This window comes from Kitasatospora sp. NPDC038210 (assembly GCF_055600605.1).
Window position 1 is genome coordinate 20,280 of sequence record NZ_JBVJYK010000015.1, and the last position, 14,781, is coordinate 35,060.

Genomic DNA, 14,781 nt, shown 5'->3' on the forward strand with positions numbered 1-14,781 from the left:
CCGCTCACGCCCGCGGCCACCAGGCCGGGCATCAGGAGGATCACCATGCTCGACCACCGACTCAGCAGCGAGTACGAGGACCTCCGGCGCACCGTCGCCGAGTTCGCCCAGGACGTGGTGGCGCCGAAGATCGGCGAGTTCTACGAGCGCGAGGAGTTCCCCTACGAGATCGTCCGCGAGATGGGGCGGATGGGCCTCTTCGGCCTGCCCTTCTCGGAGGAGTACGGCGGCATGGGCGGCGACTACTTCGCCCTCGGCCTCGCCCTGGAGGAACTCGCCCGCGTCGACTCCTCGGTGGCGATCACGCTGGAGGCCGCCGTCTCGCTCGGCGCGATGCCGATCTACCGCTTCGGCACGGAGGAGCAGAAGCGCGAGTGGCTGCCCCGGCTGACCTCGGGCGAACTCCTCGGCGCCTTCGGCCTCACCGAGCCGGAGGGCGGCTCCGACGCCGGCGCCACCCGCACCACCGCGCGGTACGACGAGACCACCGACGAGTGGGTCATCAACGGCACCAAGTGCTTCATCACCAACTCCGGTACCGACATCACCGGCCTGGTCACCGTCACCGCGCTCACCGAACCGATCGCTCGTTCGAGTGAAGAAGGCGAATTCCGCTCGCCCACGCGGGAGATCTCCTCCATCATCGTGCCCACCGGGACCCCGGGGTTCCAGGTCTCGAAGAAGTACTCGAAGGTCGGGTGGAACGCATCCGACACCCGCGAACTGTCCTTTACCGACTGCCGCGTTCCCGCGGCCAACCTGCTGGGCGAGCGTGGCCGAGGCTACGCCCAGTTCCTGCGGATCCTCGACGAGGGCCGCATCGCGATCGCGGCCCTGGCCACCGGCCTGGCCCAGGGCTGCGTCGACGAGTCCGTGAAGTACGCCGGCGAGCGCCGGGCCTTCGGCCGGCCGATCGGCGCCAACCAGGCCGTCCAGTTCAAGCTTGCCGACATGGAGCTGCGCGCCCACACCTCCCGCCTGGCCTGGCGGGACGCCGCTTCCCGGATGCTGCACGGTGAACCGTTCAAGAAGGAGGCCGCGATCGCGAAGCTGTACTCGTCCGAGGCCGCCGTCGACAACGCCCGCGAGGCGACCCAGATCCACGGCGGGTACGGCTTCATGAACGAATTCCCGGTGGCGCGCTTCTGGCGCGACAGCAAGATCCTGGAGATCGGGGAGGGCACGTCCGAGGTCCAGCGGATGCTCATCGCCCGGGAGCTCGGCATCACCTCGTGACCGCGGGTCGCCGACCGTCGGGTCGGTGACCCGCGCGGCCGTGACGGCGCCTTCGTGACCGTCACGGCCGCGGCGTCTGTGACGGCTGTGACGGCTGCGGAGGTTTCCGCGGCAGTCGCGGCCTGAGCCGAGCCTGCCGAGTCAACCTCCCGCTCCATCAACGGCGTTGAGGAGCGGGCCATGGCGGAGGAGGCAACAGGAGGGGCAGCAGCAGGAGACGACCGGACGATCCCTCAGGGGATCACGATCACCGGGCGGTTGGCCCGCCGCGCCAGCCGGCCGGAGACCGAGCCGAAGATCTTGCCGAGCAGGCCGTGCGTCGTGCCGACGACGATCGCGTCGGCGGCGTACTCGCGGCCGACCTCCTCGATCTCGTGGCAGATGTCGCCGCCGCGCTCGACCAGGATCCACGGCACCCCGGCGAGGAAGTCCGCGCAGGCGAGCTCCAGGCCGAGGACCTCGGTCCGGTGGTCGGGGAGGTCGACGAAGACGGGAGGCTCACAGCCGGCCCAGACCGTGGCCGGCAGACGGTTGGCCACGTGCACGATCACCAGGCCGCACTGCGAACGGCGCGCCATGCCGACCGCGTAGGCGAGCGCGCGCTCGCTCGACAGCGAGCCGTCGAAGCCGACCACCACACCGTGCTGGAACGTCGGGTCGAGCGACGGCGCGGGGGCGTCCTGCGCCGACGGCTCGATGAGCCCGTCGAACGGGTCGGCCGCGCCGGAAGACGCTTCCGGACGCTCCGCGCCCGGGCCCAGGCGGCCCGTCACCGGAGGCCCCGCAGGGTCGGCCGGGGCCGCTCCGCGCCGTTGGCGGGGCCCAGGGCGGTCACGGCGGGCGAGGCTGCCACGGCGGGCGAGACCACGCAGAGCGCGCGCGAGACCGTGGGGTCCGTCGCCACCTGCGGCCGACTCAGCAGGCCGAGTCGCCTCGACGCGCCGCGGGGCCTCCCCGCGAGCAACGGTTCGCGGCTCGGAGTACGCACCGGCATGCCCACCGGCATGCCCATCGGCGTGGCCAGCGGCGTGCGCGTCCCGGTGCTCGTCGGCAGGGCCGCCGTTCGCTCCGTCCGCTCCGCGGTCCGCGGGGCCGTCCGCAAGATCACCCGTGCCGCCGACGGTGCGCTCGACGGCGTGCCCGTCCACCGGACCGAGGTTCGTGCGGACGCCGTCTCCACTCCCGGTCGCCGCTCCCGCACTGCGGGGCGAGTCCGGTTCGACCGGTCGGGGAGGCTCAAAACCAGCCATGGCTCACGGCTCTTCGAGGGAGAGGGGCCGACAGGAGAGGACAACGCTGCCCGGGCGGCAGGCCCGCCCACGGGATGACGTCGGTCTGCACCGCGCAGCACCGTATGTGACCTGTTCCTTTCAGAGTACGACGGGCGCGGGGCCAGGCCCAGCGGCGAAGCCCCGGAGCGACGTTGTTCCCGCGAAAGGGGGATGCGCCCGCCGTGGCAGTGCGCCCTGTCCGCAGGCGATCGCGCCCCCTCCGGAAAGGAGGTTCCCTGGAGCTTGACTGAGCGGACCGGGCGGCGCAACAGGCCCGCGGGACACCGTGACCGGACTGTCATTGATCGGCGACGATCCGTTGCGGCACGTCGCGAACCGTGACGCCCCGGCAGTCACGACAGCCCCACCGACCTGCCCCTGCACCACCCGCACCCGGCCCGGACGGGATCCGTACGCCAGCTGTCGGAGCCCGATCCAGCCACTTGGTACGGCTTCGCGACGCGCTCTGGCATTTGCCAGGTGCATAGCCGCAGGCGCTGGCACCATGCTCGGCATGCCCCTGCTCCTGTTCGACCTCGACAACACGCTGCTCCCCCGGGACGCCGCTTTCCGGGCGTGGGCGCAGGACTTCCTGTCCGATCACGGCCTTCCGCCCGGCGACCTCGACTGGTTCGTCACCATCGACGGCGGCGGCTACGTGCCGCGCAGCACCGTACTGTCCGCGGTTCGGCGCCGCTACGGCCTGGACGTCTCCGCCGACTTCCTGCTCGCCCACTACCGACGCGGCATCAACTCCCACATCCACTGCCCGCCCCGGCACATCGAGGCCCTGCAGGCCGCGCGGGCGGCCGGGTGGACGCTCGGGATCGTCAGCAACGGCGGCACCCGGCCTCAGTTGGAGAAGATCCGGCGGACCGGTCTGGGGCCACTGGTCGACGGCTGGGTCATCTCCGAGGAGGCGGACTGCGTCAAACCGGATCCGCTGATCTTCGAGATGGCCGCCCAGCGCTGCGGCATCGCGCCCACCGGGGACTGGGCCGCGCACACCTGGATGATCGGGGACCACGCGCCCGCGGACATCGCCGGGGCCGAACTGACCGGGCTGCGCAGCGTCTGGCTGCACCACGGCCGGCCGTGGGCGGAGAGCGGCTACCGGCCGACGTTGAAGGCGGCCGGGCTGCCGGAGGCCGTCGGCCAGGTGCTCGCCGCGCGGAACGCGCCGTCGCCCCGGCCGGGGATCCGCAGCGGCGGCCCCGCCAGGCGGAGGGCTGCCGGAGCGCCGGTGGGGACGGAGGAGGCGCTGGTCGGCGCACGGTCCGGCGCACGTTCGACGGCGTCCGCCCCGGCGGGTCCGAATGCGCCCGTTCCTGCGAACGCCGGGGCGGGCAGCGCGCCGGGCACCGGAGCCGGGTCCGGTGTCCGAAACCGATCAGCCGGGTTTGCCGTGATCGCCGACGCCCGCACCGGCGTCGCGGCGGCTGCCGGGTAGCGTCCGTCAGCCCTCCGCCGACGTGCGGCTCCACCAGCGGGTTCGGGCCTGCTCGACGAACCCGAGCTTGCGGTAGAGCGGTTCGCCGAGCGTGGTGGCGACCAGGGTGGCCGGGCGGTCCGGGTGCGCGTGGGCCAACGCGGTCCGCAGGACGGCCTTGGCGACTCCGCGGCCGCGCCAGTCGGGCAGGGTGGCGACCCAGTACACGCCGGTGGCCCGTCCGTCGTCGTAGGTGAGGCAGGTGCCCGCGACGGCTCCGTCGACGCGGCCGAGCCACGCCCGCCACCCGGGTTCGCCGAGCAACTGCTCCGGGAGCGCCTCACCGCGCACCCACGGCCGGCGGGCCGGCAGCGGGAAGCCCTCCACGATCGCGCGTTCGACCAGCGCGAAGCCGTCCCCGTCCAGCACCTCACCGGCCGTCAGGCTACCGACCCCGTGCGCCCCGTACACCGCGGGCAGGACGGTCGCCGCACCTTCGACCGGGCCCGGGTCCCGGACCATCACCGGCATCTCCGGCATCCGGGTCGCCCCGAAGCGGGAGAGGTCGAGCCCGCCGTACGGGTCCTCCACGGTGAAGTGCGTGGTCGACCACGCGCTCAACAGGTCCGCCAACTCCTTTTCCACCGGGCCGGGTTCGGCGTAGGGGCGCGTCACCAGGATGCGGTGCGCGTCGTCCGGGGTGCGGGCGCAGCGGACGGCCGTCAGGCCGGGCAGGACGCGGGACCGCCAGCCGTGCACCCGGGCCTGGGCGAGCCAGAAGGCGGCGGCGTTGTCGTTGGCCCGTTCGAGCCGGCTGTCGCTGTTCACGGCAGGACCGTAACCCGGCGGTCCGGATAGCGGTTCCGCCGCACCAGGCTTGGCCGGATGAAGCCTGGGAGGCGCACGACTCGTGCCCGTGCGCCCTCTCGTGCACCGCCGATTTTCGGTCAATTTCGCGCCGATCCCTCCCCCTTGGGCAAATCCGCAGCCCAGACCCGCCGATCGGGCGCACGCGGGCCGGACACCCCAGGAACGGCCCCGCGACAACCAGCCACCGTTGCCCCGGCCCTCTTCCCAGAAGGGTCGACGGGTGCCACGCTTCGTGATCGAATGCATCACGCCAAATTGCCATGTCGACATAGCGTCGGATGGTGAACTTGTCACAACGGCAATGGTCCACCCGATAGATTTCGATCTTGGCCAGCAGTGCCGCACCACCCACACCACACCACCGAGGGGGCTTGAGCGCCTTGAGCAGGGTGAGCAGGAGCGACGCGGGTCCTGACAGCGGCCAGGCGGTGGCCGGCACTGCGGGTCGGTCCGCGAGAAGCACCGGCACCTCCGCCACCTCCGCGATCGCCGCCAGCACCCGCACCCCGGGCGCCGTCCCGTACCCCTCGCACCCCGCAGCGAACTCCCCCGCCGGCGGCCCGGGCGCGAACCCGGCCGCCGCCGAGCACGGCGCGGCGGCACCGTACGGCGGCCAGCCCCCGTTCGCCGGGCAGAGCAGCTCCGGACAGAACGGCCCTGGGCAGAACGGCCCCGGGCAGAACACCGGCAGCCTGCACCCCGCCGGACACCCCGTCAGCGGCGGGAACGTCGTCGTCGGCGGCCAGTCGATCGGGGGCCAGCCGATCGGGGCCCAAGCGACCGGCGGACAGCCCGTCAGCCGAGGCCTCGTCAGCCACACCCCGGCCTACGGCGGCGAGCACCCGGGCTACGCGGGTCACCCCGGCTACCCCGCCTACTCCGGCCATCCCGGCCACCCCGCCCACCCCGGCGGCGCTCCGGGCCCCAACGGCGCCTCCGGAGCCGTCGGCGGCCCGCTCGGCGGACTCGCGCTCGGCTCCGCCCCCGGCCACGGACCGCTGGGCCACGGCGGCGGACCCGGTGCGAACGGCTCGCTCTCCGCGGTGGCGGCCGCCGCGCCGCGCAAGCTGTCGGGCCGACGCCGCCGCGAGACCGTCGCGGTGCTGATCTTCGGCGGCGCCCCGATCTTCGAGAGCTCCATCCCGCTCTCGGTCTTCGGCGTGGACCGCCAGGACGCCGGGGTGCCCCGCTACCGCCTGCTGGTCTGCGCCGGCGAGGAGGGCCCGCTGGCGACCACCGGCGGCCTGACCCTCTCAGCCCCGTACGGCCTGGAGGCCCTCGCCCGGGCCGGCACGATCGTCGTACCGGCCTGGCGCTCGATCTCCCAGCCCCCGCCGGTCGAGGCCATCACCGCCCTGCGCAAGGCCCACCACGAGGGCGCGCGGATCATCGGCCTCTGCACCGGCGCATTCGTCCTGGCCGCGGCCGGCCTGCTCGACGGTCGGCCGGCCACCACCCACTGGATGTACGCGCCGACCCTGGCCAAGCGCTACCCGCGGGTCCACGTCGACCCGCGCGAGCTCTTCGTCGACGACGGCGACGTGCTCACCTCGGCCGGCACCGCCGCCGGCATCGACCTGTGCCTGCACGTGGTGCGCAGCGACCACGGCGCCGAGGCGGCCAACGCGCTGGCCCGCCGCCTGGTGGTGCCCAGTCGCCGAGGCGGCGGAGGACAGGCCCAGTACATCGATCAGTCTTTACCGGAGGAGATCGGCAACGACCCGTTGGCCGAGGTGGTCACCTGGGCGCTGGAGAACCTCAACCAGCAGTTCGACGTCGAGGTGCTGGCGGCACGCGCGTACATGAGCCGGCGCACCTTCGACCGGCGGTTCCGCACGCTCACCGGCAGTGCGCCGCTGCAGTGGCTGATCACCCAGCGGGTGCTCCAGGCACAGCGGTTGCTGGAGACCTCGGAGCTGTCGGTGGACGACGTCGCGCGCCGGTGCGGGTTCCGTTCGCCGGTGGCGCTGCGCGGGCACTTCCGCCGCCAGCTCGGGGTGTCCCCGGCCGCGTACCGGACCAGCTACCGGGCGCGTCGTCCCGGGCAGCAGTCGCCCGGGGCGGCCGGTGCGCACGGCGGTGACCTGCGGCTGCCCGGTGCGCTGTCGCACGCGGCCGCTTCCTCGGCGGCGGGCGGAGCGCTGTTCGGCGGGGCGCACGGCGGGCCGTCGGCACAGCCGTTCGCGCCGGGGGCAGTGCCCGTCGGTCCGCACGGACAGCCGGTGCACGGGCAGCCGGTCGGTCACGGTCAGCCGGGTGCGCACGGCCAGCCGGTCGGGTTCGGTCCGGGACAGGCCGGGACGCCGGCCTCCCAGGCCTTCCACGCCCGCGCCGGTCAGCCGTACCCGCACCAGACCGCCGCGCAGCAGCCGCACCCCGGGCAGCAGGGTGCGGCGGGACGCGGTCCGGTGCGGCCGCCGCTGGTCCCGCCGCAGGCGGGGTCGGGTGCGGGACGTCCGCCGCGCACCGCCGAGCACGCGGCGGCCGAGGACGGCCTGCCCCAGCCGGGGGCGCGCGGTCAGGGCCAGGGGCACCGCAGCGCGGTCGAACGGCCCGCGGACGAGCCGGGTGCGGCCGGTCGCGGTCACGGTGCGGCCGCCGGACGGATGCCGGCCCCGACCGGGCAGCCGGCGCCGGGGGCGGGGACGGGCGAGCTCCGCGGCCGGCAGGCACGGGCGCCGCAGGTCCGCTCCCAGGGCGGTCGGCCCGCGGCCGACGGTGCCCGGACGGCGCGCGAGGCCCGTGCCGGACGGGACGGACACGCCGTCCGCACCGGCCGGGAGGGCGAGCACGCGGACGGCCGCGGCGCGCACGGCGGGACGGAGGAGCACCAGGCCGAAGGCTGCGCTCCGGCACCCCGCTCGGCTCCACCGGTCCCCGCGGCGCGTGATCGCGCCGTAGGGTGAGTTGCGTGAATGACCGTTTGGTATGGATCGACTGTGAAATGACCGGCCTCGACCTCGACCGGGACGCCCTGGTCGAGGTCGCGGTGCTGGTGACGGACTCCGAGCTGAACGTCCTCGGCGAGGGCGTGGACGTCATCATCCGGCCGCCGGCGGAGGCCCTGGCGAACATGCCGGAGGTGGTGCGCGCGATGCACACCGCCTCCGGCCTGCTGGAGGAGCTGGAGCAGGGGGTGACCCTGGCCGAGGCCGAGGAGCGGGTCCTCGCGTACGTGCGCGAGCACGCGCCGGAGGCCGGGAAGACGCCGCTGTGCGGCAACTCGGTGGCCACCGACCGCGGCTTCCTGGCCCGGGACATGCCGGCCCTGGAGAAGCACCTGCACTACCGGATCGTGGACGTCTCCTCGATCAAGGAGCTGGCCCGCCGCTGGTACCCGAAGGCGTACTACAACAGCCCGCAGAAGGGCGGCAACCACCGGGCGCTCGCCGACATCCGGGAGAGCATCGACGAACTGCGGTACTACCGCGAGGCCGTGTTCGTCCCCCAGCCCGGCCCGGACGCCGACACCGCGCGGACCATCGCCGCGAAGTACCAGGCCCCCACGAGCTGACCCGGGAGCACCCCGGAGCACCCGGGAGCACCTGGCGGCGGCCCGGATCGGGGTCCGCGGGGGTGCCGCGTCCGCCGGAACGGAACCCTGGCGCGAGCACCCTCTCGGATCCTGTAGAGTTCTTCCTGTCGGAACGGGAACGCGAGAGCGGGAACGAACCGGACAGATGGTGGGTGTAGCTCAGTTGGTAGAGCACCTGGTTGTGGTCCAGGTGGCCGCGGGTTCGAGTCCCGTCACTCACCCCAGAGCCCGAGGGGCCGATCTCTTCAAGAGATCGGCCCCTCGGGCGTTTTCGCGTTCCCCGATCTCGCGCCCCTTCAATTGCGCCCGGTGGCCCGGCTTTTCCGATCGGCCCCTGCCGCCGGAAGCTACCGGCTAGTAACATCGTCGCCATGACCACACCTGAGATCGGCCAGATGCTCGACGCCACCGTGCCGATGGCGCACACCCTGAAGCTTGAGTACCTGGAGACCACCCCGGAGCGCGCCGTGCTCCGGCTGCCCGACCAGCCCGAGTTCCACAACCACGTCGGCGGCCCGCACGCCGGCGCGATGTTCACGCTCGCCGAGTCCGCCAGCGGCTGCATCGTGCTCGCCGCCTTCGGCGACCAGCTGTCCCGCGCCGTGCCGCTGGCCGTGAACGCCGAGATCGCGTACAAGAAGCTCGCCATGGGTGAGGTCACCGCCACCGCCGTGCTCGGCCGTCCGGCCGCCGAGATCGTCGCCGAGCTGGACGCCGGCGACCGCCCGGAGTTCCCGGTCACCGTCGAGATCACCCGCGCCGACGGCGCCGTCACCGGTGTGATGACGGTCACCTGGACCCTGCGTCCCAACTCCTGACCGCCGCGCGGTCGGTGGCCCCGGGGAACGCCGGCCCGGGGCCGCTCGCGCGATGACTGTCCGTGACGACGGGCGTGACCTCACCGCCCGTCCGCTCGTTCTCAACTCACGTGCGAGCCAATCACGCGACCGAGCCCCGGGAACCCGCCCCCCACGGCGTCGCCGGAGCCCGCGGCGGGATCGCGCGGTGGCTGCCCCGCCCCCGCGCGGTGGCGGCCGCCGGAGCCCTGCTCGCACAGCTCTGGGGCCTCGGCGTGGCCGGAGCGTACGCGGCGTCCGCCGACCCGCTGCCGGAACCGGTCCGACCCGCCGTCCGCCGCGTCCCGCACGGCGCACCGGCCCTCGACGCACCGGCCCTCGACGCACCGACGCTCGACGCGGCCGCACCCGGCGCCCCCGCACTCGACGGGCAGTCAGCCGAACGCCCCGTCGGGCAGGGACCGTCGGCGGGCGAGGCACCGCGCCGCTCCCCCGGTCCCCTCGGGGACCCCGCCGACGGCTCGGCCCGCGGGGCCGCCGGAACGTCCGGCGGCAGCCTGCGGGATCGGATCCGGGCCGGCGGACTGCCCCTCCCCGGCCAGCGGGCGGCCGTCCCCGACGCCTTCGCGCTCGCCTCCGGCCTGCTCGACACCGACCCCGCCCAGGCCGACCCGGCCGAGGCCCGCGCCGTCCGCGACGGCGAGCCCGCGGCCCCGCCCTCCGCCGAGACGCACCCCGGCGCCACCCGCTCCACCGTGCCGCGGCAGCGCGAGGACGCGGACACCCCACCCGTCCTGGAAGCCTCCGAGACCGACCCGGCGACCGGGGCCTCCACCGACCGTGACGCGACGCCGGCCCCCGCTGCCCCTGCCGCACCGGGCGCCGGCCGAACGCCCGAGACCCTCGCCATCGCCGACACCGCCACGGTGACCCCCGTGCACCACGGTTCCGCCACCGCGACCGCCGTACTCGCCCCCATCGCCGCCGGGCTGCTGCTCACCGGGGCGGCCATGTGCAAGCACCGCGGGCTGCCGCGCGGCCACTAGCGGGGCGCCCCGACCTGGCGGCTTCCGCCGCCGTCGAAGGGAGTTCGCACCCGGGACCGGGGCGCACGGGAGCAGCTGCCGAGGCGCGGTACCCGGCACGGCGGGGCTCGACGGCCCAACGGGGCGGGACGGCGCCCGCCCGCCGTCAGCGGAAGACGCCCGGCGGCGGTTCCGGGGACGGCGCGGCCGTGGCGTCCGTCGCCGGCGCGGCTCCGGCGGCGAAGTCGGTGAGGCCGCGGCCGTGTTCGACCCGGGCGTGAGCGGGGTCGGAGGCGGCGCGGCGGGTGAGGTCGGCGACCGGGAGGGGGGTGTGGGCGGCGGCCAGGACGAGGTTGCCGAAGCGCTTGCCCCGCAGCACGGCCGGGTCGGCGATCAGGCAGAGTTCGGGGAAGACCGCGCCGAGGGTGGCCACTTGGGACCGGGCGAAGGGGAGGGCGCCGCCGTCGGCGATGTTCGCGGAGTACCAGCCGCCGGGGGCCAGGGCGCGGGCGGCGAGGGTGGTGAACTCGACGGTGGTGCAGTGGGCCGGGGTTCGGGCACCGGAGAACACGTCGGTGATGACCAGGTCGACGGTGCCCTCGGGGGTGCGCTCCAGCACGCTGCGGGCGTCCCCGCCGCGCACCTTGATCTGCCAGCCGCGGTCCAACGGCAGTTCGGCGCGGACGAGTTCGGTCAGCGCGGTGTCGATCTCGGCGACCTGCTGGCGGGAACGCGGCCGGGTGGCGGCGACGTACCGGGCCAGGGTGAGGGCGCCGCCGCCCAGGTGCAGGACGGTCAACGGGCGGCCCGGCGCGGCGACCAGGTCGATCAGGTGCCCGAGCCGCCGCTGGTACTCGAAGCCGAGGTGGGTGGGATCGGCGAGGTCGACCATGGACTGCGGGGCGCCGTCGATCAGCAGCGACCACGCGGCGGGGCGGTCGCGGTCGGGCCGCAGCTCGGCCAGCCCGGACCCGACGGGGCGGGTGAGCGGCCCCTGGGCGTGGGTGCGGCCACCCGCGCCGGTCGTGGCCGCCGCCTCGCCGCCACCCGCGGCCCTACTGCTTCGTCCCATGTCGGCCATTATCGCCGCAGGCCAGGAGGGTGGTGCCGCAGCAGGCCAGGAGGGTGGTGCCGCCGCAGGCCGGAAGGCGGTGCCGCCGCCCCCTGCAAGCGCAGGGGAAGCGCCGCCGCCGAGAGGGCACACCCGCCGGTCAGGGCCGTGCCACGGGGATCGGGCCGGAGGGGCGAGCGGTGCTCGCGGCCCGGCGGGATCCGCGCGGCACGGCCGCTAGAACGGGCCGAGGCCGCCTGCGGTGAGCGTGCAGGCGGCCTCGCAGAGGGCGGAGCGGAGCACCCAGGCGTCGGTCGGGCGGGCGGCGGGGCCGGAGCCGGCGGGCGGGATCACCCAGCGCGGGTCGGTGGCGGAGGGAACGAGGGCGCCGGCCGTACAGGAGCTGCCGGGCAGGTGCCAGGTCTCCCAGGTGCCGGCCGGGACGAGGAAGGAGACGGTGCTGCCGTTGCGGCTCTGCAGCACGACTCCGCAGGCGCGGCGCAGCCTCAGGATGTCGACGGCCTCCAGACCGTGCCGCAGGGCGACCGTCACGGTGTCACAGGCGGTGACGAGGGTGCCCTCGTCGGCGAGGCGCTCGCGCCGGGGGCCGCTGCGGGGGCCGTGGCCGCCCTCGACCGGACCCCGGCCGGGGATCCGGTCGTCGGCGGGATCGGGCAGCAGGGCGGGGACTGCGCCGGCGATCACGCCCCCGCCGACGGGTCGGTGCTGCGGCAGTCCGGTGGCCATCACGGGCCCTCCTGTACCTCGTCGGATCCGGAAGCACCGCCGCCCGGAGGGGCCACCGGGCTGGGACGGGCCGGGGCGACGGCCTGGGCTTCCACGTATCAGGACAACGCCGGGGATGCACTCCAGGCCACGGGGCGCCTTACAGCAAGGCATGGCATTTCATGGCAGATATCCCGCAACATCGCCCGCTCTGCCCGGGATTGCCCTCATATCTCCCGCGAACCCCATGTGTCCGGTCGGTGACTCCGAGTACTCTCGGCGCCATGGCAGCCACCCCACCGGCCGAGCCGAACCGACCGTCCCCCAACACCGTGATGCGCGCGCTGCGCGGCGACCGCTCTCCCGGCGAGTTCGCCATGGCGGTGCGCCGGGCGGCCCGCGAGATCGGCGAGCACGTCTCCTGCGACGCCCGCTACGTCGGACGGGTCGAGTCCGGTGAGATCCGCTGCCCCAACTACGCCTACGAGCGGGTCTTCCGGCACATGTGGCCGGGCAGCACGCTCGGCGACCTCGGCTTCGCCCCCCGGACCGCCGTCCGCCGCCGCTCGGCGGACGGCGGCGCCGGGCGGGCCGAGCCGCCTCCGCTCCACCCGCCGTTCCCGCCCCTGCCCGCCCCGCGCTCACCACTCTCCACTCAACTCCCGTACGCTGCCTCGCCGTACGCGGATCCAACCGCCCCGGAAGGCCCCCCCTGGCCGAGTCCCGGCGCGGTGCCCCGGGGGCCCGATGGATCGCCCTATCTCGACGAGGAGAACGACGACGTGCGTCGCCGTACGTTCCTGGCCAGCGGCACCACCGCGCTGGCCGCCGTGATCGGCATCGACCGGCCGGCCACGGCCACCGGTCGGCCGGCCGGTACCGACGGCGCCTCCGGTGTCCTCACCGGCCGAGGTGCCCTTCCCGGTGCGGAGTTCGCCGCGCCGTCGCTGCTGTCGGCCGACCCGCCGGTGCCCGGCCGGCCCGGGCCGGTGCCGCCGCTGCGCCGGGTCGGCGCCGCCGAGGTGTTCGGTGTCGAACAGGCCGTCCGGGACATCCGGTTGGCCGACGACGCGCACGGCGCCGACGCCCTCTACGAGCTCGCCGGGCAGTCGCTGCGCAACGCGTACGTCCTGCTCAACGAGGGCGAGTACAGCGCCGCGACGGAACGCCGGCTGCAGGCCGGGGCCGGCGAACTCGCCATCTCGGTAGGGTGGTTGGCACACGACTCGAACCGGCTCGCGGACGCCCGCTCGTTCTACTCCGAGGCGCTGGCCACCGCCCGGATGGCCGGGGACTCCGCATTGGAGGCGCACGTCTTCTGCAACAGCGCCTTCCTCGCCCGGGACGCCGGCCGCCCCCGGGAGGCGCTGCGCGCCGCGCAGGCCGGGCAGGTCGCCGCCCGGGGCCTGGGCTCCGAGCGACTGCTCGCACTGCTGGCGATGCGCGAGGCCGGCGCCTGGGCACTGCTGCAGGACCGCGCCGCCTGCGAACGCGCACTCGGCCGCGCGTACGCGCTGTTCGGCCGCGGTCGCTCCGAGGCCGATCCGGAGTGGATGTCCTTCTTCGGCGAGGCCGAGATCGCCGGCCTCCAGTCGCAGTGCTGGTCCGCCCTCGGCGACTGGGACCGCGCCAGCGAGCAGGCCGGGCTGGCCATGACGCTGCAGGAGCCGCACTTCCTGCGCAACCGGGTGCTGTACACCGCCGAGCTGGCCCACGACCGCCTGGGCCGGGGGGACCTGGCCGGCGCGGCGCACCACGGCTCGTCCGCCGTCGCGCTGTTCGCGGACGTCCGCTCGGCCCGGATCCGGAGCATGCTGGCGGACACGGCGGGACGGCTGCGCCCGCACGCCGCGGTGCCCGAGGTGCGGCGGTTCCTGGCCGAGTACGACCGGGCGGCGGCCGCCTAGCCGGAGCTGCGGCGGCCGCCGGGGGCGGGGGTGCGGCCGGGCGTCAGTGCCCGGCGTTCAGGGCGTCCAGGTGGGAGAGGTCGTTCCAGATCTCCACGGCCGGGGCGCCGTACTCCCAGGACAGCACACACAGCGCCGCCGTACCGAGCTTGAACCGCTGCGCGAACTCGGGCGGCAGGCCCAGCCAGCGGGCGGCCAGGATGCGCAGCAGGTGGCCGTGCGCGAACAGGACGACGTCCCGGTCGGCGCAGTGCATCACGGTGGTGTCCGGCTCGGGGACGCCGTGCTCCTGGTGGAGGCCGGCGAGGAAGTCGTCCACCCGGGCGGCCACCTCGGACAGCTTCTCGCCGCCGGGCACGCCGTCCCGCCAGATCAGCCAGCCGGGGTGGTCGGTGGCCCGGATGTCCGCGCCGGTGCGGCCCTCGTAGTGGCCGTAGTCCCACTCCATCAGCTCGGGGCGCTCCACCGCGCGGTCGCCGAAGCCGGCCAGGGCGCAGGTCTCCTTGGCGCGGCCGAGCGGGCTGGTGTAGACGAGCGCGTCCGGCAGGCCGTCCCAGGGGGCCCGGGCGAGGCGGGCACCGAGGGCCCGGGCCATCGCGCGGCCCTCGTCGGTCAGCGGGATGTCGGTGCGGCCGGTGTGACGGCCGGTGGCGGACCACTCGGTCTCGCCGTGGCGGACCAGCACTATTCGGGCGGGCATGGGGGGCTCCTCGCAACGGGGCGGTGCAACGGTCGGTCTCACCATCGAGCACCGGGTTCCATGATCCCCCACCCGGGCGGCGGCCACGATCGCGGGCCGGTGCGGACGGGGCGCGAGCCGTGGGAACGGTCGCGGGGCACCGCTTCCGGCCACCCGTAAGGCCACCCGCAAGGCCACCCGCACGGTCCGCCGCGGCCGGTCCGCACCGCGTTGTCGGACCCGGATGCGACACTG

11 protein-coding genes, 1 tRNA gene and 1 pseudogene are annotated in these 14,781 nt (G+C 75.1%); 8 read left to right on the forward strand and 5 right to left on the reverse strand.

Translation table 11 applies throughout. The features are described from left to right. Positions 1-45 precede the first annotated feature (45 nt). The gene (locus tag ACZ7KX_RS27835) at positions 46-1,236 is read left to right on the forward strand and encodes an acyl-CoA dehydrogenase family protein (RefSeq protein ID WP_396551598.1); all 1,191 of its coding nucleotides are present in this window, start codon (positions 46-48) and stop codon (positions 1,234-1,236) included. Positions 1,237-1,469: 233 nt separating this feature from the next. Here the strand turns inward: ACZ7KX_RS27835 and ACZ7KX_RS27840 are convergent, their stop codons facing one another. Next, positions 1,470-2,009, reverse strand: a complete 540-nt coding sequence (locus ACZ7KX_RS27840) for a universal stress protein (RefSeq protein WP_470328849.1) — start codon at positions 2,007-2,009, stop codon at positions 1,470-1,472. Between the two features lie 1,012 nt (positions 2,010-3,021). Here ACZ7KX_RS27840 and ACZ7KX_RS27845 point away from each other — a divergent pair. Further along, on the forward strand, positions 3,022-3,957 hold the full coding sequence (locus ACZ7KX_RS27845; RefSeq protein ID WP_470328850.1) for an HAD family hydrolase: 936 nt from the start codon (positions 3,022-3,024) through the stop codon (positions 3,955-3,957). 6 nt (positions 3,958-3,963) lie between these two features. On the opposite strand, the gene ACZ7KX_RS27850 is transcribed toward ACZ7KX_RS27845, so the two are convergent. Next, positions 3,964-4,764, reverse strand: a complete 801-nt coding sequence (locus ACZ7KX_RS27850) for a GNAT family N-acetyltransferase (RefSeq protein ID WP_470328851.1) — start codon at positions 4,762-4,764, stop codon at positions 3,964-3,966. Positions 4,765-5,849: 1,085 nt separating this feature from the next. On the opposite strand from ACZ7KX_RS27850, the pseudogene ACZ7KX_RS27855 reads away from it, so the two are divergent. The 5 genes and pseudogenes from ACZ7KX_RS27855 to ACZ7KX_RS27875 all read left to right on the forward strand — a co-directional run. Continuing rightward, positions 5,850-6,852: pseudogene (locus tag ACZ7KX_RS27855) on the forward strand (helix-turn-helix domain-containing protein); the annotation flags it as partial. Between the two features lie 865 nt (positions 6,853-7,717). Further along, the gene (gene orn, locus ACZ7KX_RS27860) at positions 7,718-8,320 is read left to right on the forward strand and encodes an oligoribonuclease (protein WP_350628681.1); all 603 of its coding nucleotides are present in this window, start codon (positions 7,718-7,720) and stop codon (positions 8,318-8,320) included. A 169-nt stretch (positions 8,321-8,489) separates the two neighbouring features. After that, positions 8,490-8,565 (forward strand) — tRNA-His (locus ACZ7KX_RS27865). A 147-nt stretch (positions 8,566-8,712) separates the two neighbouring features. After that, positions 8,713-9,159 carry a DUF4442 domain-containing protein gene (locus ACZ7KX_RS27870; RefSeq protein WP_470328852.1) on the forward strand — a complete coding sequence of 149 codons (447 nt, stop codon included), beginning with the start codon at positions 8,713-8,715 and terminating at the stop codon, positions 9,157-9,159. A 110-nt stretch (positions 9,160-9,269) separates the two neighbouring features. Then, a complete protein-coding gene (locus ACZ7KX_RS27875) occupies positions 9,270-10,184 on the forward strand; it encodes a hypothetical protein (protein ID WP_470328853.1) in 915 nt (304 codons plus the stop codon). Between the two features lie 145 nt (positions 10,185-10,329). On the opposite strand, the gene ACZ7KX_RS27880 is transcribed toward ACZ7KX_RS27875, so the two are convergent. Then, entirely contained in the window at positions 10,330-11,235 is a 906-nt protein-coding gene (locus ACZ7KX_RS27880) for a spermidine synthase (RefSeq protein WP_470328854.1), read from the reverse strand. A gap of 216 nt (positions 11,236-11,451) precedes the next feature. Further along, positions 11,452-11,961, reverse strand: coding sequence for a hypothetical protein (locus tag ACZ7KX_RS27885; protein WP_470328855.1), 510 nt, complete (start codon positions 11,959-11,961; stop codon positions 11,452-11,454). 263 nt (positions 11,962-12,224) lie between these two features. Between ACZ7KX_RS27885 and ACZ7KX_RS27890 the strand changes: the two genes are divergently transcribed. After that, entirely contained in the window at positions 12,225-13,847 is a 1,623-nt protein-coding gene (locus ACZ7KX_RS27890) for a tetratricopeptide repeat protein (protein ID WP_470328856.1), read from the forward strand. A 43-nt stretch (positions 13,848-13,890) separates the two neighbouring features. On the opposite strand, the gene ACZ7KX_RS27895 is transcribed toward ACZ7KX_RS27890, so the two are convergent. Then, positions 13,891-14,547, reverse strand: coding sequence for a histidine phosphatase family protein (locus ACZ7KX_RS27895; protein ID WP_470328857.1), 657 nt, complete (start codon positions 14,545-14,547; stop codon positions 13,891-13,893). Between the last annotated feature and the right edge of the window lie 234 nt (positions 14,548-14,781).